Genomic DNA, 25100 nt, shown 5'->3' with positions numbered 1-25100 from the left:
TGTTCAGACGAAGGCCGCTTCCGTGTACGCCGGATACCGAACCGAGTGATCAAGTTCGACGCACCATTCGACGCCGGACGTTAAAGATCAAGCTAGGTGCGTCGTCCCTCGCGCTCCGGTGCCCCACGGAGTCGGGCGGTCAGCGGGATGCCAAGGTATCTCGCGGTGCGACCCTGGGCGTTGCATGAACTGGCTGCTTCGCGGGACTGCCGGGTCCAGCTTTTCTCAAGGCCCGGCCGGTGCGCCGGGCCTCGTGCCATCCTGCTGGCAGCCTGTCGTCGGCCATCGCGGCAACGAGTGTTGTTGCCTGACCTCTAGTTGGGGCCGTTAGCAGGTGCCGTGCAGCTGTGCCACTTTGCATGGCCGGTGAGAGTGCTGACATGACGCAACGCACGGCGTACAGAGGAACATCCAGGCCGCTGGACGGGGGAGTGGGATGGCAAGGGGATCAGCAGCGGGGGGCTTCAGGCTCGAAGACTTCTACGACCCTGTTTTGTCGGTCATAGGTCTGACTGAGCAGCAGATCCAAAGCCTGGACCTTCCGGGACTACAGGAGGCACTGACGCGCGTCAATGACGCGATCGCCAACCCTGATCAATTCCCCAAGGTCGAACTTGCGGCCCGGGCCGGCAAAGTCGTGGGCATGCTGGCCGATTCCACCATGTCGGCCTCGATGGGCGTCCTTCCACTGCTCCTCCAGCGCAAACGGCTCATCCTGGAACGAATCAGTGACCTGCGAAGCCAGGAGAAGATCGGAGGGCTGCGCGAGCTCATTGACCGCATACCCGATGAAGACACCAAGAGGGAACTCGGGGAGCGTCTCGACGCTTTGGAGAGGTCAGCCTCGGAATCGGAACATCTGGCCCGCGACGCAGCTGACGAGCAGAGCGAGCTGCAGTTTCAACGCGAGCGAGAACTTCAGCTGCTGAAAATCCAGCTCTCCGAGCGCCGCTGGAAGCTTCGGTCCGCTCAGCTGGCGCGCGAGTCGATGGCGCCGATGATCGGTGCGTTGCTGCTGGTGGGACTGGCCGTCACGTTGGTCGTGGCCATGTTCGCGAAGGTGGAAGTCTCCGCCCTTGTAAGCAACAGCTTTCTGATCATTCTCGGCTACTTCTTCGGCCAGAGCAGCGAGCCCCGGTCAGGATGGTCCGTCGATACGCCCAGGGATGAGCCGTAGCACGTAGCTAGCACCACGGCTGTTCTCGCGACTGCTGAGACACGCGTCAACCGCTCGTGAGTAGTCGTGATCAGGGCGAAGCCATCGCGGGATACGCGGGTGGGACTCTGGCCAGGTTCCAGCACACGTCCTCGGAGCCTGCAGCCAAGCTCCAGGACGTGAGAACTCCGGCGGTGATGAGGCCGTCCTCGCAGGCAGGGCTCGTTTGTGACGGCCCGTGCACGGTCGGGCGAGACGGCTGTCTATCCGTGGTCTGGACTTGGTTGGGCGGTGGCGTTTGAGGTTGTTTCGGGTTTGGTGTGGAGGACTTCGCGGGCCTGTTCGGCGGCGCGGGTGATGCTTTCGCTGATGAAGTCGAGGAAGCGGGCGATGTTCTCGAGGCGGGTGGCGGCCGGGGTGTGGGGGCCGAGGATGGCGACGCCTTGGCGTGCGGTTTCGACGAGCTGGTCGTTGGATCGGGCGCTGGCGATCGTTGCCTGGTAGAAGAGTTCGTCGTCGACGACGTAGCGGTCGCGGCGGCGTTCGTCGCGTTCTCGGCGGACGAGGCTCTGGCTCTCCAGGAAGGCGATCGCTTTGGAGATGGACGCCGGGCTGACCTGGAGGCGCTGGGCGAGTTGGGACGCGGTGAGGCTGCCCGCGTCGGTGGTGAACAGGCAGGTCAGCACCCGGGCCGTCATCTTGGTCAGGCCCGAAGCCATGAGGACGGTGGTGAGCGTCTCCTCGTACTCGGCCACGGCCTCGGCGTCGCGTCCGTGCGGCTGGGGGACTGACTCCGGCCCTAGGGAGGAGGCGGGCCTGCGTCGGTGGGCGCGGCGTTCGGTGGCGCGGTGGGCCAGGTCGGCGCGATAGGCGGTGGGGCCGCCGTTGCGCATGACCTCGCGGGTGATGGTCGAGGTCGGACGGTCGAGGCGTCGGGCGATCTCCGCGTAGGCGAGGTTGTCGGCCAGCCCCAGTGCGATCTGCCGGCGTTCCTGCTGGGTGAGTCTGCCTCCCGGCATCGCGATCTCCTTGGTGATCCTTCGTGGCGGTCCCTGATCCCCCACTATAGCCTTCACTTCTCATCCATTGCAATGATCAGGCCAGTGTCGTTGCGTTATCTTCGAGACCGTTGCAACGGTTTCTCGGTCTCTAGCTCCATAGATGCCGATTCTATGCAACAAGCGTGTTGTCGGAGTCTGGAAAGCAACGTAGCGTTTCCGGTGTCAGAAACAACGAACGAGCACGGGAGAGCACGATGCAGAAGTTCGACACCCCCGCCCCGATCTCCGCCGTCCTCGACATCCCCGCGGGACGCATCCAGTTCATCGCCGCAGACCGCGCCGACACCACCGTCGAGGTCCTGCCCGCCAACCCCTCCAAGAGCCGCGACACCAAGACCGCTGAGCAGACCACCGTCGCCTACGCCGACGGCGTCCTGCGGATCACGGCCTCGACCCCCAACAACCAGCTCTTCGGCCCCTCCGGATCCCTCGAGGTCACCGTCCAGCTGCCCGCCGGCTCCCGCATCGAGGCGAAGGCGGCCGGCGCCGAGCTCCGCGGCGTCGGACGGCTCGGCGACGTCGCCTTCGAAGGCGCGTACCGCCAGATCAAGATCGACGAGGCCGCGAGCGTCCGCCTCACCGCGACCGACGGCGACGTCGAGGTCGGCCGGCTGGGCGGCCCCGCGGAGATCAGCACCGCAAGGGGCGACATCCGGATCACCGAGGCCGTGCGCGGCACGGTCGTGCTCCGCACCCAGTCCGGCGACATTTCGGTCACCGCCGCCGCCGGCGTCTCCGCCGCCCTGGACGCCGGCACCGACTACGGCCGCGTCAGCAACGCCCTCAAGAACGACGGCACCGCCGAACTCGACATCCGCGCCACCACCTCCCACGGCGACATCACCGCCCGCAGCCTCTGAAGGAGCAGAACCAGGACCATCCGGCCGGGCCCACCGCGATCGAGATCCTGTCGGTCGTCGCTGAGGACGCGGCCGTCCGTCCCGAGGGGCCTGCGATCCACGAGCAGGGCCTGGAGAAGTCGTACAAGACGCTCTCACGCGACCAGGGGGAACACATGACGAAGAACAGCACTTCCTCGACCATTGCGAAGTGGACCGGCATGGTGCCGGTTGACGATACGGCCCTGGCCGTCACCGACACCGGCGGTCCCGGGATCCCTGTGGTCTACCTATGATCTTGCGCAGTGCTCCGCCCCTTAGGGCGGGGGTGAAGCGCATCTCAAGACTGCTCTGACCCGCACTGGCGCACGGGTCCGCAGTGTTGCCCTCAGCTCACGGGGCGCTGCTGGTTCTCGATGTACTGGCGTACAACGGTCAGCGGCGCCCCACCGCATGATCCGGCGAAATACGAGCCGGACCAGAAGTGTCCGCCCCACAGGTACTTACGTACGTGCGTTTCGTACTCCTTGCGGAGCAGCCGGGCGGAGACGCCTTTGAGGCTGTTGACCAGCTTGGACAGCTGCACCTTCGGTGGGTAGTGCACGAGTAGATGCACGTGATCCTCTTCGCCGTTGAACTGCTTCAGCTCGGCCTCGAAGTCCGCGCACACCTCCCGCATGATCTCCTCGCACCTGGTCAGCATGGCGTCGGTCATGGCCCTGCGCCGATACTTTGTGACAAAGACCAAGTGGGCATGAAGGTTGTAGACGACGTGACGGCCGGTGCGCACATCGGGATTCGGGTTCCATCGGGGTGGCATAAGCCAAATTTAGTACGATCGCGCTATGCAGCTTCGGTACAGCTTCCGCCTGTACCCGAACGGTCCTCAGCGTGCCGCGCTGGCAAGGGCGTTCGGGTGTGCGCGGGTGGTCTTCAATGACGCGCTCCGCGTCCGTGAGGACGCCCGCTCTGCGGGGCTGCCGTTCGTCCCCTCGGCCGAGCTGTCCAAGCAGCTCACGGCCTCGAAGAAGACACCCGAGCGGGCATGGCTCGGCGAGGTGTCCTCGGTGGTCCTCCAGCAGTCCCTTCGGGACCTGGACACCGCATACTGAAACTTCTTCGACGGCCTCAAGGGCAAGCGACCCAAGATGGGTCCCCTGTTCAAGTCCCGCAAGGACAACCGGCAGGCCGTACGGTTCACCGCCAATGCCGGGTGGAAGATCACGACCGGTGAGAAGCTGCGACTGCCGAAGGTCGGGGAAGTGCGGGTGAAGTGGTCCCGCACTCTGCCCTCCGTCCCGTCCACGGTGACCGTGATCAAGGACGCGGCCGGACGGTACTTCGCCTCCTTCGTGGTCGAGACCGAGCCCGTCACACTGTCCGAGAGGGAACCGGTCGCCGGTATCGACCTCGGGTTGGGGCACTTCGCCGTCCTCTCGGACGGCACGAAGATCGACGCGCCGCGCTTCCTGCGCAGGGCCGAGAAGAAGCTCAAGCGCGCACAGCAGAACCTCAGCCGCAAGGCCAAGGGCAGCAACAACAGGACCAAGGCCCGCATCAAGGTCGCCCGCGCACACACGCAGGTCGCCGACGCACGGCGCGAATTCCACCACCAGCTCTCCACCCAGATCATCCGCGAAAACCAAGCGGTGGCAGTGGAGGACCTGACGGTGAAAGGGCTCGCCCGCACGCGCCTGGCCAAGTCCCTGCACGACGCCGGATGGTCCGCGTTCACCGCGATGCTGGAGTACAAGGCCGCGAAGTACGGCCGCAGCTTCCACCGCATCGGACGCTTCGAGCCGACCTCTCAGGTCTGCTCCGCGTGCGGCGTCAAGGACGGCCCCAAGCCCCTGCACGTCCGCGTGTGGGAATGCAGGGCGTGCGGGGCCGTCCTGGACCGGGACATCAACGCGGCAGTCAACGTCGCCAAGGCCGCCGGACTGGCGGTGTCAGCCTGTCGAGCGCAGGTAAGCCGGGGACTCGTTCCCGCACAGCGCGATGAAGCAGGAACCCACCCGAAGCAGCGCCCGGCAACAGCGCGGCAGGCGGGAATCGCCCTCCTTTAGGTGGGCGAGGATGTCAACTCAATGGCCAGTTCGCCACTCAGGGGTACTGGCGGCGGGTCATCGCTGAACTGGGGACGGGGTGGCGGCACATCACCTACGACGAGCGGGCCCGCGGCAAATCGAAGCGTTCGGCGGACTATTCCTTCGAGGCAGCCGTCCGGGACGTCGATGCCGTTCTCGCGGCCAGGGGTGTGGACCGGGCGCTGGTGGTGGGCTGGTCCTACGGGGCGTTCGTCGGGGCGCACTGGGCCAGCCGGAATCCGGAGCGTGCCTTGGGGGCGGTCCTGGTCGACGGCGCGTTCCCGTACGACTGGCTCGACGAGGCCATGGAGCAGCGGATCCGGAAGCTGTTTCGGCGGTTGGGCTGGTTCCTGCCGCTGCTGCGCCCGACGGGCCTGGCCCCGCGGATGGCCGCCGAACAGCAGGCGAACAGCAACATCGAGCTCGGCAGGCTCTCCCGCGAGCGCGAGCTGGGCCCCGTGCTGGACAACATCACCGTCCCGGTGCGGTATGTGGTCGCTTCGGGGACGTCCTTCGGAAGCCGCGGTGATGAGCAGGAACGGAAACGTACCAGCCTCGATGCGGTGACCGCCCACAACCCGAACATCCAGATCGGCGCGAAGGTCGCCAGCAACCACGGTGCGATCCTCAAGAAGGACTTCCCGGCCATCGCCGAGGCCGTACGCGAGGTCGCCGCCATCGACCGCGGGGGGCGCTGAAGACACGACCAGCGGACTGACGACAACTACACGTCTTCGCCACCATCGTCATCATCGTCCAGCTCGACCGCGTCCGGGTCGCGCAGGGGCCGCAGTCCTTCGCGCGGGACGGACGCGTGTGACCAGCATCGTCGACAAGGTCTCCACCGCCGGCATCGTAGGCATGCTCGACTTCACCGCCGGCGCACCTGATCGCTTACGTACCGGCCACCGGGACGCGAGACGGGGGCACCCCATACCAGGCGTGTGCGGCAGTCAGAACTGAACGATGCAGGCCGGAACCCGTACGCCAGCTCCTCAGGCAGAGAGCTGACGTACGGGTTCCGTGAGACCTGGCTCCAGGAATCTGTGAACTCGCGCGCTTCCAACCGGTCAAAGGCGGACCAGGATCCGGCGGAGTGGCTGCCGCCAGCGATCGACGCGACGTGCCGGTACGTCACGGAGTGGACGGCTCCGGGCCGTCGGGCGCTTGCTGCCCCTGGGGCACCTCCCGCCCTCATGGCCCCGCCCCCCACCGGTGGAGACTGGACGTGGCAAACGTGCCTGGTGAAATTCGGGACACCCCGCCCACACAGACCGGGCCGCGCTGAACGCACAGCCGCCACACGTCACACTCTCCGGCCCGACCCGCCGACCAGGCGGGCGCGCCCGCCTCATGTCCCACCATCCCCAGCCAGGCCCGGCCCGGCCAGTTCCGCCTATGCGAAACACAGGCACATACACGCGCAGCTCCCGACACCCCGGCTGGGTGCGGGAGCCGCGCACGCATCCGCCGGCGCACACCTCAAGGCGCGCGTGCTGCCTCCCCGCCCCGCTTCCCACCCAGCCGCCCCCGGCGCCGGACGAGCGTGCCTGCCGCTAAGCCGCCCGAATCCGCCGCCGGCCCCGTGCCGGGGGTTGCACGGCTAACCCCCCCGCCCCGAAACGGTGCTTCTCGTCGGACCGCCACCTCCCGGCTGTGACTTCCCACCCATCGAAAGGGCCGTTTCTATGCCTGCCTCCGGCCCATCCACCCCCGCCCCGCGCGATGACCACCACGATCGGTGCTTCGGGCGCCAAGGCGAAAACGGCCAGTACGCCAGCATCCCCGCCTCAGGTGGCCTCAGCGGCACTTACTGCAACGACCTGGCCACCATCCACACGGGACAGCTAGTGGGTCTCTTCGACGCCCGCCTCGGCCGCACGGTGATCGGCACCGTGTCCCAGGCCATCCACCAGGACCACACCATCACCTTCCACTTCGCACAGAACGGCTTCGTGTCCTTCACGGCACCGAACCGGTCATGGCCAACTGGCGTACGTACCGCTGGCACTCCGCAACCACCGCCCCGCACCTGCACGCCGTGGTACGCCCCACCAGCACCGGGTGTCGGCGTCGATGACGACCTGGTGGTTGGCGGAGTACCGATAGTTCTTCGACCGCGCGGCGATGGCGTGATCCCGGGTGGGCACCAGGGTGCCGTCCACGATATGCACGGTGTCCTTGGCGAACCGCTTACGGGGCTGGAGCGCGAGCATCGGCCCGAGGTGGTCGATGATCCGGTCCGCCGCCGACGTGGACACCCCGAACAGAGGGGCGAGCTGCCGCATCGTCAGGTTCGTGCGCCAGTACGCCGCGACCAGCAGGGTCCGGTCCTCCAGCGGAAGGCTCCACGGCCGGCGCTTGCGGACCGCGTCCGCACCCTCGCGCCGTAGAACCGTCACCAGCTTCCCGAAGGCGCGCGGGCTCAGCCCGGTGAACGGGGCTATCCATGACGGTTCAGACGCCGTGATCACACCAGCCATGACGTGATCATTCCACCCGTAACCGGCAGCTGCGTGACAGCCGTCAACCAATCCCGGTGACTACCGAGGCCAAAGACAGGAACAACGCGCCCAGCGCCCCCACAGAGCCGTAAAGCCGCACCTCACGCCGGCCATCATGTCGGCGGACATAATGCGTGGCGGCCGCGGCAAAGGCCAGGCCACCGGCAATGAACCACGGCCCCCACAGATAGAGGTACCAGCGGGTCAACCCGACCAGATCGGGCGCGACAACGCGCGCCCCAGCCTCAACCAGCACTCCGTGGACAACGAATAGACATCCGTGCCAGACGAGCAGCACCGTCGCGCCACCGCCACAGAACACCATGAGTCGACCCGTCCACTTGCCGCGACGGCGCGTCAGGCCGATACCGACCAACGCCCCGAAGAGCTTCAGAAAACCGGTCACCCACAAGACGGCCAGGAACCACGTCACCCGGTCATCAGCAAGCTTCATCAGCGAAGGAGCCACCGTCGACTGCGCACCGAAGGTGCCACCCAACGCCCAGACGAAACTGGGTACCGCGAACAGAAACCCCCATGCCGCAACAGCGAACCCGGGCCACCTGCCCGGACGGAGGCGGAGCGCCCAGCTCGGGGCCGAACGCACTACATCGTCCAAAGAATGCTTGATCGTCACGACTCCACCGTTGCCGAACCTCGACGACAGGGCGTCGTCCGCGCGAACGATCAGGCTCCCCTACGCGGGGGAGCCACCTTTGGTCGCGCCGGCGGCTGACGGGCAACAAGGACTCGAAGTCCCCTTCAAAGATCAGTTACAGGACAGCCCTTAGTCGGCTGGTGTCCAGGGGCTTAATCGTGGTGGACAGGTTGCCGGAAGCCGTTGTGCTGACCGAGCATGCGACGTCCTGGCCGCGGCGACGAGTGGGACCACCTCACCGACGCCATCGACCTGTACACCCGCGCCTGCGTCGAACGCCGCTTGGAGCAGATGCGTGAGCGCACCGCCGCCACGCGCGAAGCCCTCCTGCCGCCGACCTCGCCGCTGCGCCAGCAGCCCCAGCCGGACAGTGCCTCCCGGCAGCCGGCCGCTCACCCCGAGATAGCGACCAGAAGGAGCCCGTCCCGCATGCCGCTGGTTCCTCCCCGGCTGCCCGGGTGCCTGGAATCCGAAGTGGGCCCAGCAGGTCTTGCCTTCACGTGACTGCCGGGCGACGTCACCCGGCAACTCCACTTCACCGCAGCCGTCAAATGCATGTGCGAGTGCCGGGTGCAAGCCTCTACAGTCCTCGCGATCAAGGGGAGGGGAAAATTCCATGCACGCGAAGCGTGAAAGATGGCTGGCCGTGGCTGTGGTGGGCGGGGTACTGGTGTTGTCCATGGTCGGCTGCGGTCAGCGAGGTCAGGTCGGGGTGCCCGGCGCCGCCGCCTACGAGGGCCTGGGGGAGCTGCCCGAAAAGCTGAGCGAGAACGGCACCACGATCATCGTGGGAGACCCGAAGGCGCCGATGACCGTGCACCTCTACGAGGATCCGCGCTGCCCTGTGGTCGAAGAGTTCGAGGTGTACGGCGGCGCCTCGGTGCTTCGTGAACTGACCCAGCTGCGCGGGGTGAAGACCGAGTACACCTTCGCGTCCTTCCGCGATGACCGCATGGGCGGCGACGGGTCCAAGCGGGCGGTCAACGCCCTGCGCGCGGCGCTGGACGCCGGGAAGTTCGCCGAGTACCACGACGTGCTCTTCCAGCATCAGCCGCAAGCCGAGGCCGACGGATACACCACCGACTACCTCCTCGAGCTGGCGGGCAAGGTCGACGGCCTGCGAAGCCCGGCCTTCGACTCCGCCGTCAAGACGATGAAGTACCGCGCCTTCGTCACCCGGTCCGAGGAGACGTACGAGAAAGCCGACGGGCCTGACGCCCTCGGCCCGGGAACACCCACGGCCGTCATCAACGGCAGACAAGTACCCGAAGCGATCTACTGGGTTCTCTTCGACAAGCAGGAGTTCACCCGCCTTCTGGTCGAGATCGAGCACGACCCAAGGCAGTGGCAGATCGGCCTTTGACAGCAAGGCGTCTCAACACGCCCGGGCCGGGCCTTCCCCAATGCAAGGGGGCGGGCCCGGGTGCACTCTCGGCAGACTCGCCCGCCAGCTGTCCCTGAGCTGAGGCGATGTCTCGCTCTTGGACTCGACTGCATATGCATCTGGGTGTCCCCGCCCAGCCCCATCACCTTCGACATGGTGGCCACGTCGCGGATCGATGCCGCCCGGCCCGCTGCGTACCGCGAGCGCAGTGACGGCCCTCATCGCCGCACCCCTCGACTACAACTTCCCCTTCGTCCCCGTAGTCATGGACAGGGCCGGATTCGTGGAGATTCCCGACTACGCCCGGCGGCCACCGCGCCTGCTGCCGGCCACCTCGGAGATACCCGCGAAATGCGGATGCGGCCGTGGTGCGCAGCGCGGCGGCGGAGCTGAGCGCGGGCATCGTCAACCAGTTCGGACTGGAGTGAGCGACCCCAGCGGGGGCTGTGCAGGGGCGGCAGGATTCGAACCTGCGGCGTACGGGTTTGGAGTCCGCTGCTCTGGCCGGGCTGAGCTACGCCCCTTCGGTGCCACTGACCTTGGCATGAAAGGGGCGGGAGCTGCCACGGAGTTTCACTCCGGCCGAGCAGCCGGTGCGTACGCGGCGAGCTGTGCCGCCAGCGACGCAGGAAGGTCTTCGAACTCGACGGCCTCGGCGAGGTCGGCCGGGAGCGGACCGTCGTGGGCGGGCGTTTCGGCTGTCTGGAGCGGCAATCGGTCGGCGAGTACCTGGGAGGCATGGCGGGCCGCGTCAGCCACTTCGGCCGGATGCGGGACGAGCGCGGTGAGCAGCTTCTCGGCGTAGTCGTCGACGGCCTCATGCGCGTCGTAGCTGTACGTCCACCCGCCGTCCTGAGTCCAGCGCAGCACGGTGCGTACCGTCCGCAGTTCCTCGTTGTCGTGTTCCTCGTCGGCGAGGGGGATGAGTGCGTCCATCCGCAGTCCGTCGTGTTCTACTGTCACGTCGGTGCCGGCGAGTCGCCGAGTGCTGTGACGACAGCGTCGATGTACGGGCTGTGCGCAGTGTCTGGTCGCTCATGTCCTGGCCATCGAGCAGTCCAGCGCTGCGGTACGTGCATGGTTTCCCGCGCGGGCCGCGCCGTCCGATGGGACACCTCCGCATCCGGCTGACTCATCGCCTGGAACCTGCACCACACGGCCCCCAATACGCGCTGTCCAGGCGCCCGCGGGGTAGCACATAGTGGACCGAACACTTCACCGATCACGAACGGACGGCCTGTGACGACTGCGTACAGCGAATCCTCCACCGAGCGCATCCCGGGACGGTCCTGGATCATCCGCCTGACGGGACACAGCGACCGCACCGCCACCGTCACCTGCAGCACCGCGGCGTGCCGTATGCCGGCCCGTTCCAAGGACCTCGCCGCGATGCGTGCCTTCGCCGCCCAGCACGCTGCCGCGCATGCCAAGGTGGCCACCGTCCGGCCCAACGCCGCCTGCCATTGCCGTGCCCAGCAGTGCGCTGCGCACCCGGACATGAAGGTGCACTGCGCCGGCGCGGTGGTGATGATCCTGCGTCATGACCCGACGGTGGGCCGGGTGTGGAGCGTTGAGGAAGTGTGCGCGGCGTGCGCTCCCCTCATCACCCACGCCGCGATCGTCGCGCGTGCCGTCCGGCCCCGGCCTGCCGCACCTGAGGAGGATCCCGCGCAGGTCCCGGCCCCTCGCTCGGCCGTGCCGGGTGGGTTCTCCTCGCCGGGCGCCCCGGCAGCTGGTGATGCTCAGCGTCGTCGGCCCCGTTCCACGGCCCGGCGACCGCGCCGCCCGGCAGGCGGACAGGGGCGCTGACCGCACAGCGGCCGCGACACGCCCCGGCGGGCCGCGCCAGGCTGGTCGCCGCAGCCGCGGCCCAGACCCCCACCGACCCCGACCGCTACATCACCCGCCATGCCATCGAGCACCTCGACGGTCTGATCTGACGGGCGCCGTACTCGCGGAGCGGGCCGAGCCGACATGGGCCGCGGTCGGCCGGTGGATCGCCCGTGATCCCGACTGAGCGCAGGACACGCCTCTGGTGACGATGGACCGGCTGATCCCCAGGGGTACTCCGGCGGGTGCGCGTACTCCGTGCGCGCACCCGCCAGGGGTTGAGGCCGGCCACAGTCGGCTGCCGACACGGCACTGCGACGGCAGGTACCAACCCACCCTGTCGGTGACGGCGGCGATCGGCGCAGTCCCTGAATCTTCGGGTTCTGACAGCACCGTAGGGTCGGACAGGCACTTCGCAGCAGGGGGCGGTCGGACAGGAGACGGCGTGAACATGATGGAGATCGAGGCTATCGAGACCGGCAGACTGGGCCTGGTGCCGCTCGCTGTCGAGCACGCGGACGAGATGGCCGAGGTGCTCTCTGATCCGGCTCTGCATGTCTTCATCGGCGGTGCCCCGCACTCTGTGCAGGCTCTGCGGTCGCGGTATGAACGCCTGGTGGCCGGCTCGACCGATCCTTCGGAGACGTGGTGGAACTGGGTGATCCGTCTCCGCGAGGAGGAATGCCTGACCGGAACGGTGCAGGCGACGATCACTGCCACTGAGCGCGGCTGTGCGGCCGAGGTCGCCTGGGTTGTCGGGACCCCGTGGCAAGGGCGCGGGATTGCCACCGAGGCGGCACGAGGACTCATTGCCTGGTTGCAAGGGCAAGGCGTGCAGGTGATCTGCGCCCACATCCATCCGGATCATCAGGCGTCCGCCGCCGTTGCCGCTGCTGTGGGCCTGGTTCCCACCAGTGACCGGCAGGACGGCGAGATCCGGTGGGAGCTGAGGGCGAGGCGGTCACCTGCCGACGGGCTCTGAGTATTCGCGGGAGAAGGGCGGATCAGCCGGATCCCGCGCAGCCTGGCTTCGTTGATCGCTAGGAACAGCGTTTGGTGACGGGATTCGGAGTCAGTTGGTGATCACTCGGGTCGTGAATGTCGAGCAGAGATGACGGCACTGCCGTAGGGCGGCGAAGAAAAGGGAGGGGGAACCGACGGGGCGTTGGCAGGACGTTGAGTGCCTCGCTACCAGTCTCGGACGGACTCCACTCCGGAGATGAGACTATCGCGGGCGTCTTCGAAGCCGGGGCCGTGGAGTGCTTCGGCCTCGTTCACGATGTGGTCGAGGGCGGCGAAGAGCTCTTCGCGCTCGACGGTCTCGATGAAGCCCGATCGGCGGTCAAGCTGGTTGAACGCCTCACCGTAGGCATGCCCGATCTCCTCCATGCGTGTCGATCGGACGTCTGCGGGTTCTTCAGCGAACACCTGAAGGATCGCCTTCCGTGTCGTCTTGTACTGGGTGACAGCCCTCTTGTAGGTGGTGCTGCTGATCTGTTCGCGGCCGTCCCAGTCGCGCAACGGGTTGTTCCGGTTCTGCCCGACCCATTCGGGTTTGCGGGCCCGGAGGATAGACACGTAGGTGCCTGCTGGGATCTCGGGTCGCCAGGTGCTGCGCATGGCCGAGGCGTATTCGGCAGGGATGCTGTAGAGGTCCACTGATTCCAGCTCTGGCACGCACTGCGGTCGAAGACGGTCTTCTTTGGTCATCCCGAACAGGTCGACGATGCGGATCCCCTGGAGAGAGGCCAGCCGGTTCAGCTCGCCCGCGGCGGAGAGAAGGCCAAGGCGTCCGTGCAGATGGAGCCAGGTCACCCCGGGGAAACGCTGGACGAGCTGAGCGCAGTCGAGGGAGTCGACGTCCCTGATCGTCAGCTGCGTGACCTCTGATCGTGGTCCTGTCGGCTGGCTGAGGAATTCATTGACCGTCTCTCCGGTGTACTCCGCTTTCCAGGCTGCGACCGAGTCCTCATGGACGCCGCTGTCCCACCGCCGCTGCCGGGCGAGCTGATCGCCCAGGCGCCATCCGGAGGTCCAGCAGTTCGCCGGTTTGTCATGGAGCAGGGGCATCGCTCCGACGACCTTGTGGCTGCGGGGCAGGACCCATTCCTGGTTACAGAAGGACAGCGCCCCGTTCCATGACTGGTGGGTGAGCCTGAGCGGGGCGACGTCGCCGAGGTCGGCCACGGACGACGGCTCGGGGCCGGACCAGTCCAATTCGAGCACGGCCGCCGTCTGTGAATCGGCGTCGAGTCGGACTATCTGCGCGACCGTCCATTCCCCAAGATCCCGCGAATGAGCGGCCACCACGTCGCCGACTGTGAGTGGCCTTGGCGGCGCGGCCTGCTTCCGACTCGACATGCCCTGATCCTAATAGCGGCTGACTGCGCACCATCTACACCGGAGAACTCGTCCGCGTCGAAGGAGCTACAAGCGCGTCATGGAGCGAACAGAACGCGGGATTCGAGGTCCAGGTGCGTGGTCGGAGTGGCGGCCGGCGGGCTGAGATTGAGGACCCAGTTGCCGAGTCGGCGGATGACGTGGGTGAGGTAGGGGTTGGATTTGATGATCTTCTCTTGGTAGTCAGGGTCGTTGTGGCCGATGAGCTTGCCACCGAACACGAGCCAGTCGGCGAAGCCGTGGAAGGCCTCGTTGCGGTTGGTGACCTGGGTGATCTGCTCGCGCAGGTCCGGGTTGGACAGGTATCGCAGGAGGGTGATGGTGCGGACGGCGCGGCCGAGTTCGCGAAAGCTCGTCGAGATCGAGGTCGTCGCCGCCGTGCTCGATCCCTGAGACCCGGTGCCTCCCAAACTCAACAACACCACCCGACCGTGGATCGGGTTGCCTCCCAAACCCGTCGACAAGTGACGTCACTACTGCGGTTCTGGCTCGCTTTCCGTGAAGCGCATACGTTGAGTGACGGCTAAATGGGTAGAGAGCTGCGCGTCTCTGTGTCAGAACGGCGGGTCTTCGGCGCAGTCGCCTGTCCCGTTGCTCGCCCACCACAGATCGTGATCCGCCATGCGGGCGTGAAATTCACGGGCGGCAACGTCGTTCGCGTTTTCCAGGGTGCTGGTGTCGTGGCCCCAGGCGTTCAGCGCGTCCAGTGCGCGGTCGCGTTTGTATCGGTCTGTGCTGGTGCTGAGCAGGCGGTGGGCGTGGTCAGCCAGCTCAGGCCGGTGCTCGGTGAGGGCGTGGTGCTCTGCGAGGGGGATGGCGGCGACGAGGGCCGCGTCGCGCACCTTCGCATTGTCGTCGGTGAGGAACGGCTGAACGGCGGAGTAGATCACCGGGCGCAGGTCCCGGAAAGCCCGCATGTCAGGGCATGCGTCGAGAAAGCCTTCACCGAAATGGCGTTCGCCCATGGCGACGCGCTCGTCGTCGGCGTCGTAGGCGGTGTAGCCGAGCCAGTCCAGTAGCGTCTCGCGGGTGGGGTGGCGCAGTTGGAGGTCGGCCTCGTGGGCGTGTTCGCCTGCTGCGGTGGTTCGGATGGTTCAGGATGGCCGCCACGTAAAGAGCTACGGGCACGGTGACCTCGTAGATCGTGTTCTGGTGGGTCACTGCCTCGAGCGCGTCCCTGGCGGCCGCCGCCCTGATGGACGGGTTGGGCTCGAGGAGACGTGTAAGCGCGGCCGGCAGGGATTCGCCATCAGACCGGCGATCACGGCGTCGCGGTCGCGGTCGATGCCCGCGGCGAGGGTGTGGAGGCTGGGGAGGTCGTCCTGGCGGACGGCGTCGAGCCACTCAGGGAGTCGTTCGCCCTGGCGCTCGCTGAGCATCCGGGCGAAGGACCGGACGTGGCCAGTGAGGGCGTCAAGCTCGGGACACACCGGCTGTATCTCCTGGTCAGCCCCGGTATCTGCTCGACGAACGTCCGCCGTCCGCATACAGCGTCCAGACAGAAGAACCTGCGGACTCGCAGGCACAGAACCACATGTCGTCCCACGCAAGGTACATCGGCGGGAAACCGCAGGTAGGAGCTGTGTATTCGGCTTGAAGAGCACCCGCAACTCGGACACACCGCGTCGGCCGCCGTACTGCGGGCCTCGACCAGTATCGCCTCGTCGTTCACGTCCACTGACAGCACCGTCACGTCCGCGACCGACGGGAACAACAGCCCCTCCAGCCGGAGCAATGTCTCTTCCACGACGCCGAACTGTCGGCCACCCCAAGATCGGCACTGATCATTTTCAGGCAACTTCCCGGACGATGCCGCGGACGTCAGCCGTCACTCAACGTGTGCGTTTCACGGAAAGCGAGCCAGAACCACTACTGCTCGATAAAGCCAAAATGCGGATATCAGCGGCAACATCATCGACACATGCGGGGTCTGGGACTTCCAGTTCGCCGACGGCGGCAAGGTCGGCGAGGCCATCTACCTCGGCACCGCCCCCGAACAGCAGGGCGCCAACGGTGCCCCGGATGCCCGCCCAGACATCATCCGTGACAACCGCATCCACCACAACGTGATCACGTCGCGCGGCAACGAATGCGTGGACATCAAGGAGAACTCCACAGCCAACGTCGTCGAGCACAACGTCTGCAGTCACCAGCAGGACCCCAAGTCGGCCGGCTTCGATGCGCGCGGCAGCGGCAACACCTTCCGCTACAACGTCAGCCGGGACAACCTCGGGGCCGGGGTCCGCCTCGGTGGCGACACGCCCGACGACGGCACGCGCAACAACGTCTACGGCAACGTGCTGGCCAACAACGCCGGCGGAGGCATTGCCCTCGAGGCCATCCCGCAGGGGCAGATCTGCGGCAACGCCCTGGCGAACAACACCGGGGCCGACGCCGCCGGCCGTTACGGCGCCAGGCTCGATCCGGGCGCGCCCTGCGGCGTGCCGCGCAGCTGCCCAGGCCCCGCCCAGGTGCTGGACCTGAGCGACTGGAAGATCACCCTCCCCTCGGGCGCGCCCGGGAAGCCCCGCGAGGTGCTGCAGCCCGAGCTCGCCGGCTTCTCCGACGCCCCGTGGTTCACGACGCTCGACGACTGCTCGGGTGTGCAGTTCCGGGCCGCTGTCAATAGCGTGACCACCTCGGGATCCAGCTACCCGCGCTCCGAGCTGCGCGAGATGACCGGTGATGGCACGGCGAAGGCCGGCTGGTCGCCGACCGAGGGCATCCATACCCTGACCGTGCGCGAGGCGATCACCAAGCTCCCCAACGACAAGCCGCACGTGGTCTCCGCACAGATCCATGACGCCGACGACGACGTGACCGTGTTCCGCCTCGAGGGCTCGAACCTCTACGTCACCAAGGGCGACGACCCGCACTACCACCTGGTGACCGACTCCTATGAGCTCGGCACCGTCTTCGAGGCGAAGTTCGTGGTCGAGGCCGGCCAGGTGAAGGCGTATTACAACGGCGAGCTCGAGACCGTCATCGAGCACACCAAGCCCGGCAACTACTTCAAGGCCGGCGCCTACACGCAGGCCAACTGTCTGAAGTCCGCGCCCTGCACCAGCGACAACTTCGGCGAGGTGCACGTCTACGACCTGCAGGTCAGCCACTCCTGACCTCCCGGACCCCGGCGCCCGGCGGAGTACGACCTACCCCGGGCGCCGACTGCACCACTGCACCACTGCACAGCAACACAGCGGACGGCGGACGGTTCTCCGGCGCCCTCGCCGTGCGGCGCGTCCGCGTGTGGTGGGGCGGCGGCTCCAGCAGGCCTTGCAGTGCCCGTACGGCCGGATCCGAGCCGATCAGGCAGCCGTCCGCACTTCCCCGCCGGCCGTGAAAAGTCAGTCCGGACCACGCTGATGTCTGTCATCGCCCTGATGTGGCATCAATTGCACGCCCTCAGGGTCCTGCACCTACAGGAACCTGGGGCCTGTCGCCGCTGGTGGGAGCGCTCTGAATGAGACATGGTCGTAACTGCGGGGGAGGAGGTATCGACCAAAGAGGTGTAGAACAGTCATGATCCGGATGGTTCGTGCACGCGGCGCCACAGCCGTTGCCACATCGGCTGCTCTCGCTGACCCGGGGGGCAGCGAGGAGCCCTCGTGGGGCACCGATCTGGTGGGTACTGACGCATGACCACCCCGCCGGACGATCGCGTCTTCCGGCGCGAGATGGCGACCGCGTACCGATCCGGGTGGCACTTCATCGATCTTGCCACGGCCATTCCCCACCGTGGCGACTCGTTGATGGTCACGCTCTTCGGTGAGCCGATCGTCGTCGCCCGCGAAGGCGACGAGGAGATCCGTGCGTACCGCTGCCTGCGCAGGCCCCGCGGGGCTCCTCAACCCGTCCGCTGTGCCATCAGGTACGGCATGATCTTCGTCAATCTCGACCAGCGCGACCACCAGCTGGTCGAGCCGCAAGCCACCACCGCCACCCCCCGCAGTGCCTGAGCGGTTCCCCCGTCGTTCCAGATCGCTCAGGTGCTTCCCCCACACAGCGGCGTCATCGTGCACCTGAAACACGATGGCGCCGCTGTGCTGTGTCAGCCGGGGGCCTTGGCCCCTTCCGTCCACCGGTGCGCTTGGTGTCAGGCGGCGCGCGCCCTACCTACCGCGCAGACCACGTCGGGGTGCAGCCGCCTTCAGGTTCCCGGCCGAACGGCGTGCGCGAGCGACGCTGCTGAGGGCCCCGGGCCCCTATGAGGAACGGAGCTTCCTCTCGCCGTTCTTGTGCGCGGCCGGTTCGGGGTGCTCTGGGTACTCGGGTAGGTGACGCGCGTGATGCCGGTTCAGTAGCGGTGGTTGGGCCAGTGCGGGTCCTCCCAGCGAGCGGGACCGGTGAGTCCTATCAGTCGTATCCGGTGAAGCAGTTCCTCGGGGACGTCCTGGGCTCGCAGCCGCGCAGGGGCGTGGCGGACCAGCCAGGCCGCGAGCTCGGTGCGCAGGGCATCTGCGTTGTCCCACGCGTTCCATGGCAGTTGGTCTCCCAGCAGGTAGTACTCCCACTCGGCAGCCGCTTCGGCCATGTGCCGGTCGGACACGGGGTGATCGAGTGCCTCCCAGGCTGTGAGCCACGGGCTGAGCGTGGCGGAAGCCTCGGCGCACAGCGCGAGGACCTCATGCACGGGAACCACGGGGTCCGGTTCGGTGAGGCTGTGAGCCCACCAGGCATGCAGGAACTCCCACACCGCTGCGCTGTAGCGCTCGGGCCACTGCTGCCAGTGGCCACGAGCAAACGAACGTCCGACCTCATGCATGCCGAACATGGGCTTCACGAGGCCGCTGACCAGCGCCCTGGCGAACTGGGGGAGGATACGGCGCAGCACCGCGCCGTGGTCGTGCCAGTCGGGGGCGTCCCAGGTGCGACGCAGAAGATCCGGGTCGAGCTCCACGTCCGGGACCTTCAGTTGCGCAAGCTCTTCGTCGCTGCCCCAGTGGCAGTCGCACTGGTTCTCGTCGGCGCGGGCGGTCATACCGCGGAAGGTGACGGCCAAGCAGTCCAAAGCACGGTCGAGTCGGAGCCGTGTGGGAGTGTCGTTGAGGTTCATCGTTGTCGGCACAGCCTCAGGGGGACTCCGGTTGGCTTCCGCGCCAACCGAAGATCACAACCCTACCGGTCCCAGCCGCCATCGCTACTGGGGTGGCCCCTCCTCCCAGGCGAACTGCGGGTGGCATGCACGCTCATGGACCGACTCGCCGCAGATCTGTCCCCCGCCTCTGGTCAGGTGTCGCAGCGCCGTCGTTACTGCTGGTCGAGGGCGGCAGCGACCTCGTCCAGGGTGCGCTGCCAGTACGCCCTCTGCTGTTCGCGCTGTTCGGCGCTCGCCAAGTGCTCCTGGTGGAAGCGGAGCATCGTCCGGGCTCCGTCGGCGGCGGGTGCAAGGGCGACCTGGATCGTGGTGGTGCCGTGGGTGACGCGGATACGGTCTGCCGGGCGGTAGCTGCGCACCTGGCCCGGCACTCCTGCGGCCGTCCGGTAGGGGGCGCCGCTTTCGGGGATGAGGACCGCGCCGGGGCCGAGCCAGAGGGCGAGCCCCTCGGGGCTGCTGATGAAGTCCCAGACGACGGGCGCGGGGTGGGGCAGCGTGCGGGACACGCCGATCTGCCAGCCGGCGTCCTTGGTGAGTCCTGTGGGCATCGCGGTCATCCTTCCTCGGAGTGGCGGGCGCGCAGCGCCCTTACCTTGTGGCGGTTGCCGCAGTGCTCCATGGAGCACCAGCGGCGGCGGCCGGGGCGTGAGGTGTCGACGTAGACGAGGTGGCAGTCCTCGGCGGCGCAGGTGCGGATGCGGTGCGCGAAGTGGCCGGTCAGCAGCTCGACGGCGTCCCTGGCGACGGTGGCCATCAGGTGTGTGCCGCTGGGGTTTCCGGCCCACTGCCGCTTCCCGGTCGGCGTGATGGCGGGGGCCAGGGCCGGACGGGCGGCTGCCTCGTTGATGGCCTCCAGGTCGCCGGGCGGGTGCGGCTCGCCGCGCGTGTGGGCGATGACCACCCGGAACAGCGCGTCGCGCAGTCTTCGCGCGTCGGCCACCTCGGCTTCGGAGATTTCCAGCGCGGGTGTTGGCGTCAGCCGCGACCGGTCTGCCCAGGCGGCCAGGTCGGTGGGCTCGTGCAATGCCTCGTACCGGCGGTAGGGGCCGGGGCCACCGGTGGTCAGCAGTTCCAGGCAGAGCGCGCCAGGGTCGAATCGGTAGGCGACGCCGGTATGGGAGTGCAGCGTCAGCCCCTTGGTTGCGGAGGAGTCCATGTAACCATTATAACTGGTTACATGGCATTGAATTGGAAGCTGGTCATCGACAGCACGAACGCGCCCGCTCTCGCGGACTTCTGGGCCGCCGCCCTGGACTACGAGGTGGAAGACCCCGGAGCTCTCATCGAGCAGCTGCTGGCCGCCGGCCACATCGGCGAGGAGGCGGTCATCGAGCATCGCGGCCGCAAGACCTTCCGCGGCTATGCCGCCATCCGCCACCCCGAGGACCCGTTCGACAAGACCAGCGGCGTCGGCCGCGGCCGACGGCTGCTTTTTCAGGACGTGCCCGAGGGCAAGTCCGGAAAGAACCGCCTGCACCTCGACATCCACAGTGAGCCCGGCGGCCTCGACGCGCTGGTGGCCCGGCTGGAAAACCTGGGGGCAACCCGCGTCCGCGAGGTTGACAAAGGGCCTGCCGGGCACTGGTGGATCATGCAAGACCCGGAAGGCAACGAGTTCTGCGTGGCGTAGGCCGGGCCGCAACCTGCTGCGAAGACGCGATGGACCCGCGCGCCGAGCAGCCGGTGATCAGCCAGCGTGCAGAGCCTGTCCGGCGGATCTTGGCGTCGTAGGCTCCAGGGCATGCACAGCACTCTGACGGAGCACGCCCGGTGTCTGTACGGAGACGAGTACAGACCCACGCCGGAGTGCTGTCTCGAACATCGGGAGCACTACTTCGTCGAGGAGTTGACGTTCGCTGACGCGGATTCGATCCTCGCCATGTTGCGTGAGCTCTGCCCGCACGTGGTTGACGGCCGCCTGCCGGTTTGGGTCCGGAATCTGGCCTATCGGCTGGTGCTCTTGCAGCGGCCGGATGAGCCGGCGCTGATGCGGGAGGCCGCCGAGAACCTGTGGATGCATGGCCCGGACTGGGACGACCTTGCAGCCGACCTGGCGAAGCGGGCCGACTCATTGGAAGCGCGCTGATCACGGCTTGAGCCAGAGGGGATCGAGGCCACGATGGCGGTGCAGTGGAAGACGTAGGCGCGCTTGTCGTACCGCGGTGCCACGGCCCGGGAGTGCTTGAGCCGGTTGATCGTGCGCTCAACCTCGTTCCGGCGCTTGCGCTTGTACATCTCCTTGTAGAAGCCGGGGGGCCGGCCTGTCGTCAACCGCCGGCCATGGTTAGCCGGCCACGGTCGCCGGGGTCACTCCGGTGAACGCCATGACGTTCCGATGCAGGTGCAGACTGGTCGGCGTAGCCGACCTCCACCCGCGACTCGAGATGGGCTTTCACTCGCGGCCAGACGGTGGGCGGCGTGGTCGAAGCGGACCAGCTTCGCAGCGCGCTTGGGCGGCAGGCCGATCTGTGACGGGAACCGGGACCCCGTCTCACGTCGGCGGGCGAGCAACAGTGAGCCGGAGCTGCGGGACTGGTACCGGGAGCTCGACCTACTGCCCGGCGGCATCGAGACCGTCATCGGAGCCGACAGCACCCTGAACGAGTTGGTCGACCGCATCGTGCTCGACACCGGCCTGGCCGGCCTACCCGCGCTTGAGCGCTGAGAGCACGAGACCCCGGGACGACGACCCGGGGTCTCTGTGTGCTTCGCTTGACCGGCCGGTTCAACGACCGGCCGGCAGCGATGTCACGCTCACTCCACGCCCAGATCCGCGAGTGCGGCGCGCTGCTCGGGGGTGAGCTTGTCGCGGCGCTGCTTCTGGTCGGCGTACCGGACACCGAGCTTGTGCTCGTGCTCCTGTCCGTCGATGACGACGGGTTCGAGGTGACCCTGCGGCACCGCCTTCTGGCCTTTGCGGGCGACCCGCTGGGCGAGCGCCGCCAGGAACCGGTGGAAGGCCGCTGACGCCTTCCCGGCCGCTTTGTCGCCGGGGCCGGGGTGGGCCGTTCAGCGGGCGTCACGCCCAGTGCCGACAGTCGCCGCTGCTGCTCCTCTCTTACTGGCACCCCGAGGTGTGCGAGTACACCGCCCAGCAGCTCGCCGACGAGGCGACGGCGGGCTTCCAGGACGACGACGCGTACGAGCTGGCGTGGGCAGTGTTGCTGCGGCTGCTCGACCGGATCGCCCCGCACTGCAAGGACTGACGGCGTACAAGGCTCCGGCCCCTTCCCCGAGTCGGCCTCGGGGAAGGGGCTGGCTTCCATGCTGCGCCGTGATCAGCCGGTGACCTTCACGACGCCCGAGGCTGTCGCGTCCGCGCCCGTGTCGTCCGCCGGGGTGGCGGTCAGCTGCCAGATGTAGCCGCCGGTCGCCACCGGGGTGCCCGACTCGGATGTGCCGTCCCAGGTGACCCGTACTGCGCTGAGGGTGCCCTCGCCCGTCCAGGTGCGGACGACCTCGCCTGTCGCGCGGTGGGTGAGTGTCACCTGCCATGACGCCGCGGGCTTGGAGAGCCACCACGCGGCAGCCCACTCACCGGCCAGCGTTTGGGGTGCGGCGGTGCGGGCGACGCGCAGCGGGGAAACCGCGTGCTGCGGCGCGGTGACGTGGACGGTGTCGTCCGCGCCGACCCAGGCGAGCTTGCCGGCGCCCGCGTCGAGGGTCCAAGTGGTGCCGCGCCCGTCGCCGTCCGCGGGCTGCTTCAGGCTCGTGACGGTGCCCAGGTCGGCCGTACCGCCGTCCGTCTCCAGGGCCGTGAGGCGCAGGTCGCCGGACGCGTCGCGGTGGGCCAGGAAGCGGTCGCCCAGCAGGACGCCGGACGCCGGGGCGGGGTAGGTGTGCCCGGTCGCCAGGTCGCGTACGCCCGCCGCGTCCTGCGAGGCGCAGCTCCAGTACAACAGGGTGCCGCTGCGCTGCAGTTCGTTGGGGACACAGGCGGAGCCGAGGTCGATGGTCCCGGTCAGCTGCCCGGTGCGCAGGTTGATCACCTTCACCGTGCCGGGCTTGTTCAGCGCCGGCTTGAGCAGCCTCTTCTGCTCCAGTACGGCGGCCTGCGCCGGCTGCTCGCGGACGATGAGGTCGCGGGCGGTGTCCACGACGTACTGCTGTCCGCCTGCCTCGTACAGCACGAACTCCGGTGCCGTATCGAGGATCCGGCCGTCCGTTCCCGGCAGCGGGAAGCTGTCCGCCGGGTGCTCCGGGTCGTCACCGGTCACCAGCACGTCGGCGCCCGTGTCCGGGTCGGCGACCAGCCGGGCCAGCCCCTCGTCGGTGCCGTCGGCGAAGCGGCCCGCCGCGAGGCCCGGGAAGTCGGCGAGCGCCGCGCCGTCCGCAGGGTCGAGCCCGGTGCCGATGTCCTTGCCGTGCAACGTCTCCGTACCGGCGAGGGAGTTGACGTATCGCAGCCGCCCCCGGTCCAGGCTCAGCGCCTCGATCGCACCGTCCGCCGTCTTGACCCGCGGCACCTCCCGCAGGGGCAGATCGGCGACGAGCCCCAGGCCGTCCACGCTGAACAGGTGCACGGCGCGCTTGCCGTCGGCGTCCTTGCCGAGCACGACAAGCGAACCGGAGCCCTCGGAGCGCAGGAACGCCTGCTCGACGTTGCTCAGCGGCGTCCGCTCGGTCTCCGCCCCGGCGAAGGGGGTGAGGCGCAGCCGGCCGCCGTCGCCCTCGTACCAGAGCACGTTGTCGCCCACCACGAAGGAGGTGACCTCGCTGTCGGGGGACTGTGTGGCGAGCGGCACGATACGCGGGGCGGCTGTGCTGCCCAGCGGCATGACCCGCAAGCCCGGCTCCCCGCTGCGGGTGAACCAGCTGACGGTGTTCTGCGTGATCCGGAAACTGCTCGCCTCGCCGGTCACGGGCAGCGGGGCGATCCTGCCGTTGTATGCGGTGAGGATGCCGTAGCCCGGGGTGCCGTCGGCGGTGCGGTAGCCGATGACGAGCTGGTTGGAGTATGCCCCGAGCAGCACGGGCTCGGCGCCGGTGGTGGCTCCGGCGGGCAGTTGCACGACGGGGTCGTTCGCCGGGTCCCCGCCGCGCGCCACGCGCAGCTGATACGTACCGTCGCCCTGGTCGACGGTGGCCAGCACCCAGCCGTTGGCGACGCGCGGGTTGAGGTATCCGGCGGGCACGCTAATGGTGCTGGTGAAGCGGGGATCCTCGATGCCGACGCGCACGACGTCCGTGCCGCCGTCCTCGCGCGGCTTGGTGTAGATGACGCGGTTGACCTCGTCGTGTGTGCGCACGATGGCGTCCTGCGGTACGCCGTCGAGGGCCGGGACGGGCTTGGTGGTGCGGTTGTACGTCGTGGTCCAGAGGTAGCTGCCGCCCTCGCGGTGCAACACGCCCTGGCTGCCGGTCGCCAGCACCGTCTCGGTCCCGTCGCCGTAGGCATCGGGCGCGGGTATGAGGACCTCGGTCGCTTCGGCCGCGTGAGCCGAGGCCGGCAGTACGGTGGCCGGCCCCGCGGCGAGGACGGCGGCGATGGCTGCAGCGGTGGCGGTACGGCGGGTACGCCGGGTGCGGCTGGTTGTGCGCAGGTGATGGGACACCTGACCCCCCTCTTGTTAACCGTTGGCACTTAGGCATTGCGGTGTGAACGCGGTTAACGATACGCGGTGTGCGCTCGTGTCACAGGAGTGTCGCAGCGCTCGTCGGGCCTCTGGCCGCCCCGGGCGTTCCGGGCACCGGTCACCGTCGTGGCTCGCGATGTCCGGCCGGACGCTGTTCCCGCCGTCGTCGAGCTGGCCGGGGCCATGTGCTGGTTCGTCGCTCACGACATCACCCCGGAGGCTGGAGCGGCAGCGTTCGCGGACGGTGTGCGCGAGGCGCTCCAGGAGCAGCTGGGGGAGGCCGTTGATGTTCCCTTCAGCGAGGCTGGCGGTTCCCAAGTTGGTGAGGGATCGGGTTCCGAAGCGCCCCCGTCCTGCGGTCAGGGCTGCCTGGGTGAGGCCTTCCAACTCGTCTCCGGTGCTGACGTCGGCCTTAGGCGGTTTCGTTTGGATCAGCGGGCGGACCAGAGGAAGATGCCTGCGATGTGGAGACCGGCCAGGTAGATGGTCGCGGGCCGCTGGTTACGG

Annotated in this window: 25 protein-coding genes, 1 tRNA gene and 8 pseudogenes; 15 read left to right on the top strand and 19 right to left on the bottom strand. The window is 67.9% G+C overall.

The features are described 5' to 3' along the window. Positions 1-436 precede the first annotated feature (436 nt). Complete coding sequence (locus ACWCXB_RS28415) at positions 437-1177, top strand: hypothetical protein (RefSeq protein WP_450726605.1); 741 nt, start codon at positions 437-439, stop codon at positions 1175-1177. 242 nt (positions 1178-1419) lie between these two features. Here the strand turns inward: ACWCXB_RS28415 and ACWCXB_RS28410 are convergent, their stop codons facing one another. Next, positions 1420-2175 carry a helix-turn-helix domain-containing protein gene (locus ACWCXB_RS28410; protein WP_450726604.1) on the bottom strand — a complete coding sequence of 252 codons (756 nt, stop codon included), beginning with the start codon at positions 2173-2175 and terminating at the stop codon, positions 1420-1422. 236 nt (positions 2176-2411) lie between these two features. Between ACWCXB_RS28410 and ACWCXB_RS28405 the strand changes: the two genes are divergently transcribed. After that, entirely contained in the window at positions 2412-3077 is a 666-nt protein-coding gene (locus ACWCXB_RS28405; protein ID WP_450726603.1) for a DUF4097 family beta strand repeat-containing protein, read from the top strand. A gap of 367 nt (positions 3078-3444) precedes the next feature. Here the strand turns inward: ACWCXB_RS28405 and tnpA are convergent, their stop codons facing one another. Beyond that, the gene (gene tnpA, locus ACWCXB_RS28400; protein ID WP_450726602.1) at positions 3445-3876 is read right to left on the bottom strand and encodes an IS200/IS605 family transposase; all 432 of its coding nucleotides are present in this window, start codon (positions 3874-3876) and stop codon (positions 3445-3447) included. Between the two features lie 25 nt (positions 3877-3901). On the opposite strand from tnpA, the pseudogene ACWCXB_RS28395 reads away from it, so the two are divergent. The 3 pseudogenes from ACWCXB_RS28395 to ACWCXB_RS28385 form a co-directional block, all read left to right on the top strand. Then, a pseudogene (locus ACWCXB_RS28395) lies at positions 3902-5122 on the top strand (RNA-guided endonuclease InsQ/TnpB family protein). 32 nt (positions 5123-5154) lie between these two features. After that, positions 5155-5841: pseudogene (locus ACWCXB_RS28390) on the top strand (alpha/beta fold hydrolase); the annotation flags it as partial. Positions 5842-6201: 360 nt separating this feature from the next. Continuing rightward, positions 6202-6294 (top strand): annotated as a pseudogene (locus ACWCXB_RS28385) (HNH endonuclease); the annotation flags it as partial. 909 nt (positions 6295-7203) lie between these two features. Here ACWCXB_RS28385 and ACWCXB_RS28380 read toward each other — a convergent pair. Together ACWCXB_RS28380 and ACWCXB_RS28375 are read right to left on the bottom strand one after the other, a co-directional pair. Continuing rightward, positions 7204-7626, bottom strand: a pseudogene (locus tag ACWCXB_RS28380) (transposase family protein); the annotation flags it as partial. A 43-nt stretch (positions 7627-7669) separates the two neighbouring features. Then, a complete protein-coding gene (locus tag ACWCXB_RS28375) occupies positions 7670-8284 on the bottom strand; it encodes a DUF3995 domain-containing protein (RefSeq protein ID WP_450726601.1) in 615 nt (204 codons plus the stop codon). Between the two features lie 219 nt (positions 8285-8503). Here ACWCXB_RS28375 and ACWCXB_RS28370 point away from each other — a divergent pair, with 219 nt between their 5' ends. Both ACWCXB_RS28370 and ACWCXB_RS28365 read left to right on the top strand, forming a co-directional pair. Further along, positions 8504-8809, top strand: a complete 306-nt coding sequence (locus ACWCXB_RS28370; RefSeq protein WP_450726600.1) for a hypothetical protein — start codon at positions 8504-8506, stop codon at positions 8807-8809. Between the two features lie 112 nt (positions 8810-8921). Beyond that, complete coding sequence (locus tag ACWCXB_RS28365; RefSeq protein ID WP_450726599.1) at positions 8922-9668, top strand: thioredoxin domain-containing protein; 747 nt, start codon at positions 8922-8924, stop codon at positions 9666-9668. Between the two features lie 470 nt (positions 9669-10138). On the opposite strand, the gene ACWCXB_RS28360 is transcribed toward ACWCXB_RS28365, so the two are convergent. Next, a tRNA-Trp gene (locus tag ACWCXB_RS28360) sits at positions 10139-10213 on the bottom strand. 49 nt (positions 10214-10262) lie between these two features. Continuing rightward, the gene (locus ACWCXB_RS28355) at positions 10263-10625 is read right to left on the bottom strand and encodes a hypothetical protein (RefSeq protein ID WP_450726598.1); all 363 of its coding nucleotides are present in this window, start codon (positions 10623-10625) and stop codon (positions 10263-10265) included. 303 nt (positions 10626-10928) lie between these two features. Between ACWCXB_RS28355 and ACWCXB_RS28350 the strand changes: the two genes are divergently transcribed. After that, positions 10929-11498 carry a hypothetical protein gene (locus ACWCXB_RS28350; protein WP_450726597.1) on the top strand — a complete coding sequence of 190 codons (570 nt, stop codon included), beginning with the start codon at positions 10929-10931 and terminating at the stop codon, positions 11496-11498. Between the two features lie 472 nt (positions 11499-11970). Continuing rightward, positions 11971-12501, top strand: coding sequence for a GNAT family N-acetyltransferase (locus tag ACWCXB_RS28345; protein ID WP_450726607.1), 531 nt, complete (start codon positions 11971-11973; stop codon positions 12499-12501). A 206-nt stretch (positions 12502-12707) separates the two neighbouring features. Here the strand turns inward: ACWCXB_RS28345 and ACWCXB_RS28340 are convergent, their stop codons facing one another. From ACWCXB_RS28340 to ACWCXB_RS28315, 6 genes and pseudogenes are all read right to left on the bottom strand, one after another. After that, complete coding sequence (locus ACWCXB_RS28340) at positions 12708-13829, bottom strand: hypothetical protein (RefSeq protein ID WP_450726596.1); 1122 nt, start codon at positions 13827-13829, stop codon at positions 12708-12710. 128 nt (positions 13830-13957) lie between these two features. Then, positions 13958-14383, bottom strand: coding sequence for a Tn3 family transposase (locus ACWCXB_RS28335; RefSeq protein WP_450726595.1), 426 nt, complete (start codon positions 14381-14383; stop codon positions 13958-13960). Positions 14384-14473: 90 nt separating this feature from the next. Beyond that, positions 14474-14884: a hypothetical protein gene (locus tag ACWCXB_RS28330; RefSeq protein ID WP_450726594.1), complete on the bottom strand. Its 411-nt coding sequence runs from the start codon at positions 14882-14884 to the stop codon at positions 14474-14476. Positions 14885-15169: 285 nt separating this feature from the next. Then, positions 15170-15349 (bottom strand): annotated as a pseudogene (locus ACWCXB_RS28325) (ISL3 family transposase); the annotation flags it as partial. Positions 15350-15423: 74 nt separating this feature from the next. Further along, positions 15424-15540, bottom strand: a pseudogene (locus ACWCXB_RS28320) (transposase family protein); the annotation flags it as partial. 211 nt (positions 15541-15751) lie between these two features. After that, a complete protein-coding gene (locus ACWCXB_RS28315) occupies positions 15752-15979 on the bottom strand; it encodes a hypothetical protein (RefSeq protein ID WP_450726593.1) in 228 nt (75 codons plus the stop codon). Between the two features lie 6 nt (positions 15980-15985). Between ACWCXB_RS28315 and ACWCXB_RS28310 the strand changes: the two genes are divergently transcribed. Next, complete coding sequence (locus ACWCXB_RS28310; RefSeq protein WP_450726592.1) at positions 15986-17038, top strand: polysaccharide lyase family 7 protein; 1053 nt, start codon at positions 15986-15988, stop codon at positions 17036-17038. A 519-nt stretch (positions 17039-17557) separates the two neighbouring features. Then, positions 17558-17878, top strand: a complete 321-nt coding sequence (locus ACWCXB_RS28305) for a (2Fe-2S)-binding protein (protein ID WP_450726591.1) — start codon at positions 17558-17560, stop codon at positions 17876-17878. Positions 17879-18216: 338 nt separating this feature from the next. Here the strand turns inward: ACWCXB_RS28305 and ACWCXB_RS28300 are convergent, their stop codons facing one another. The 3 genes from ACWCXB_RS28300 to ACWCXB_RS28290 form a co-directional block, all read right to left on the bottom strand. Further along, positions 18217-18975, bottom strand: a complete 759-nt coding sequence (locus ACWCXB_RS28300) for a hypothetical protein (RefSeq protein WP_450726590.1) — start codon at positions 18973-18975, stop codon at positions 18217-18219. 194 nt (positions 18976-19169) lie between these two features. Next, positions 19170-19565, bottom strand: a complete 396-nt coding sequence (locus ACWCXB_RS28295) for an SRPBCC family protein (RefSeq protein WP_450726589.1) — start codon at positions 19563-19565, stop codon at positions 19170-19172. Between the two features lie 5 nt (positions 19566-19570). Next, complete coding sequence (locus tag ACWCXB_RS28290) at positions 19571-20173, bottom strand: CGNR zinc finger domain-containing protein (protein WP_450726588.1); 603 nt, start codon at positions 20171-20173, stop codon at positions 19571-19573. 21 nt (positions 20174-20194) lie between these two features. Between ACWCXB_RS28290 and ACWCXB_RS28285 the strand changes: the two genes are divergently transcribed. Beyond that, the gene (locus ACWCXB_RS28285) at positions 20195-20647 is read left to right on the top strand and encodes a VOC family protein (RefSeq protein WP_450726587.1); all 453 of its coding nucleotides are present in this window, start codon (positions 20195-20197) and stop codon (positions 20645-20647) included. A gap of 111 nt (positions 20648-20758) precedes the next feature. Further along, on the top strand, positions 20759-21103 hold the full coding sequence (locus tag ACWCXB_RS28280; protein WP_450726586.1) for a hypothetical protein: 345 nt from the start codon (positions 20759-20761) through the stop codon (positions 21101-21103). On the opposite strand, the pseudogene ACWCXB_RS28275 reads toward ACWCXB_RS28280, so the two are convergent. Together ACWCXB_RS28275 and ACWCXB_RS28270 are read right to left on the bottom strand one after the other, a co-directional pair. Beyond that, positions 21104-21306 (bottom strand): annotated as a pseudogene (locus ACWCXB_RS28275) (IS5/IS1182 family transposase); the annotation flags it as partial. Beyond that, positions 21302-21516, bottom strand: a pseudogene (locus ACWCXB_RS28270) (helix-turn-helix domain-containing protein); the annotation flags it as partial. The pseudogenes ACWCXB_RS28270 and ACWCXB_RS28275, both read right to left, overlap by 5 nt. On the opposite strand from ACWCXB_RS28270, the gene ACWCXB_RS28265 reads away from it, so the two are divergent. Beyond that, the gene (locus ACWCXB_RS28265; protein ID WP_450726585.1) at positions 21467-21682 is read left to right on the top strand and encodes a hypothetical protein; all 216 of its coding nucleotides are present in this window, start codon (positions 21467-21469) and stop codon (positions 21680-21682) included. The pseudogene ACWCXB_RS28270 and the gene ACWCXB_RS28265 sit on opposite strands and share 50 nt — an antisense overlap. Positions 21683-21771: 89 nt before the next feature. On the opposite strand, the gene ACWCXB_RS28260 is transcribed toward ACWCXB_RS28265, so the two are convergent. Continuing rightward, entirely contained in the window at positions 21772-21918 is a 147-nt protein-coding gene (locus ACWCXB_RS28260) for a hypothetical protein (protein ID WP_450726584.1), read from the bottom strand. Positions 21919-22091: 173 nt separating this feature from the next. On the opposite strand from ACWCXB_RS28260, the gene ACWCXB_RS28255 reads away from it, so the two are divergent. After that, positions 22092-22223, top strand: coding sequence for a hypothetical protein (locus tag ACWCXB_RS28255; RefSeq protein ID WP_450726583.1), 132 nt, complete (start codon positions 22092-22094; stop codon positions 22221-22223). Positions 22224-22295: 72 nt separating this feature from the next. Here the strand turns inward: ACWCXB_RS28255 and ACWCXB_RS28250 are convergent, their stop codons facing one another. Then, on the bottom strand, positions 22296-24572 hold the full coding sequence (locus ACWCXB_RS28250) for a FlgD immunoglobulin-like domain containing protein (protein WP_450726582.1): 2277 nt from the start codon (positions 24570-24572) through the stop codon (positions 22296-22298). Positions 24573-25100 lie beyond the last annotated feature (528 nt).

The organism is Streptomyces sp. NPDC001514 (genome assembly GCF_053597075.1).
Note: the sequence above shows the minus strand (reverse complement) of the source record. Positions and strands in the feature narration are given on the sequence as shown.

Coding starts and splice junctions, on each gene's coding strand:
- ACWCXB_RS28415 (WP_450726605.1), top strand. CDS start 437: ATGGCAAGGGGATCAGCAGCGGGGGGCTTCAGGCTCGAAGACTTCTAC.
- ACWCXB_RS28410 (WP_450726604.1), bottom strand. CDS start 2,175: ATGCCGGGAGGCAGACTCACCCAGCAGGAACGCCGGCAGATCGCACTG.
- ACWCXB_RS28405 (WP_450726603.1), top strand. CDS start 2,412: ATGCAGAAGTTCGACACCCCCGCCCCGATCTCCGCCGTCCTCGACATC.
- tnpA (WP_450726602.1), bottom strand. CDS start 3,876: ATGCCACCCCGATGGAACCCGAATCCCGATGTGCGCACCGGCCGTCAC.
- ACWCXB_RS28370 (WP_450726600.1), top strand. CDS start 8,504: ATGCGACGTCCTGGCCGCGGCGACGAGTGGGACCACCTCACCGACGCC.
- ACWCXB_RS28365 (WP_450726599.1), top strand. CDS start 8,922: ATGCACGCGAAGCGTGAAAGATGGCTGGCCGTGGCTGTGGTGGGCGGG.
- ACWCXB_RS28355 (WP_450726598.1), bottom strand. CDS start 10,625: ATGGACGCACTCATCCCCCTCGCCGACGAGGAACACGACAACGAGGAA.
- ACWCXB_RS28345 (WP_450726607.1), top strand. CDS start 11,971: ATGATGGAGATCGAGGCTATCGAGACCGGCAGACTGGGCCTGGTGCCG.
- ACWCXB_RS28330 (WP_450726594.1), bottom strand. CDS start 14,884: ATGGGCGAACGCCATTTCGGTGAAGGCTTTCTCGACGCATGCCCTGAC.
- ACWCXB_RS28305 (WP_450726591.1), top strand. CDS start 17,558: ATGACCACCCCGCCGGACGATCGCGTCTTCCGGCGCGAGATGGCGACC.
- ACWCXB_RS28300 (WP_450726590.1), bottom strand. CDS start 18,975: ATGAACCTCAACGACACTCCCACACGGCTCCGACTCGACCGTGCTTTG.
- ACWCXB_RS28295 (WP_450726589.1), bottom strand. CDS start 19,565: ATGCCCACAGGACTCACCAAGGACGCCGGCTGGCAGATCGGCGTGTCC.
- ACWCXB_RS28290 (WP_450726588.1), bottom strand. CDS start 20,173: ATGGACTCCTCCGCAACCAAGGGGCTGACGCTGCACTCCCATACCGGC.
- ACWCXB_RS28285 (WP_450726587.1), top strand. CDS start 20,195: ATGGCATTGAATTGGAAGCTGGTCATCGACAGCACGAACGCGCCCGCT.
- ACWCXB_RS28280 (WP_450726586.1), top strand. CDS start 20,759: ATGCACAGCACTCTGACGGAGCACGCCCGGTGTCTGTACGGAGACGAG.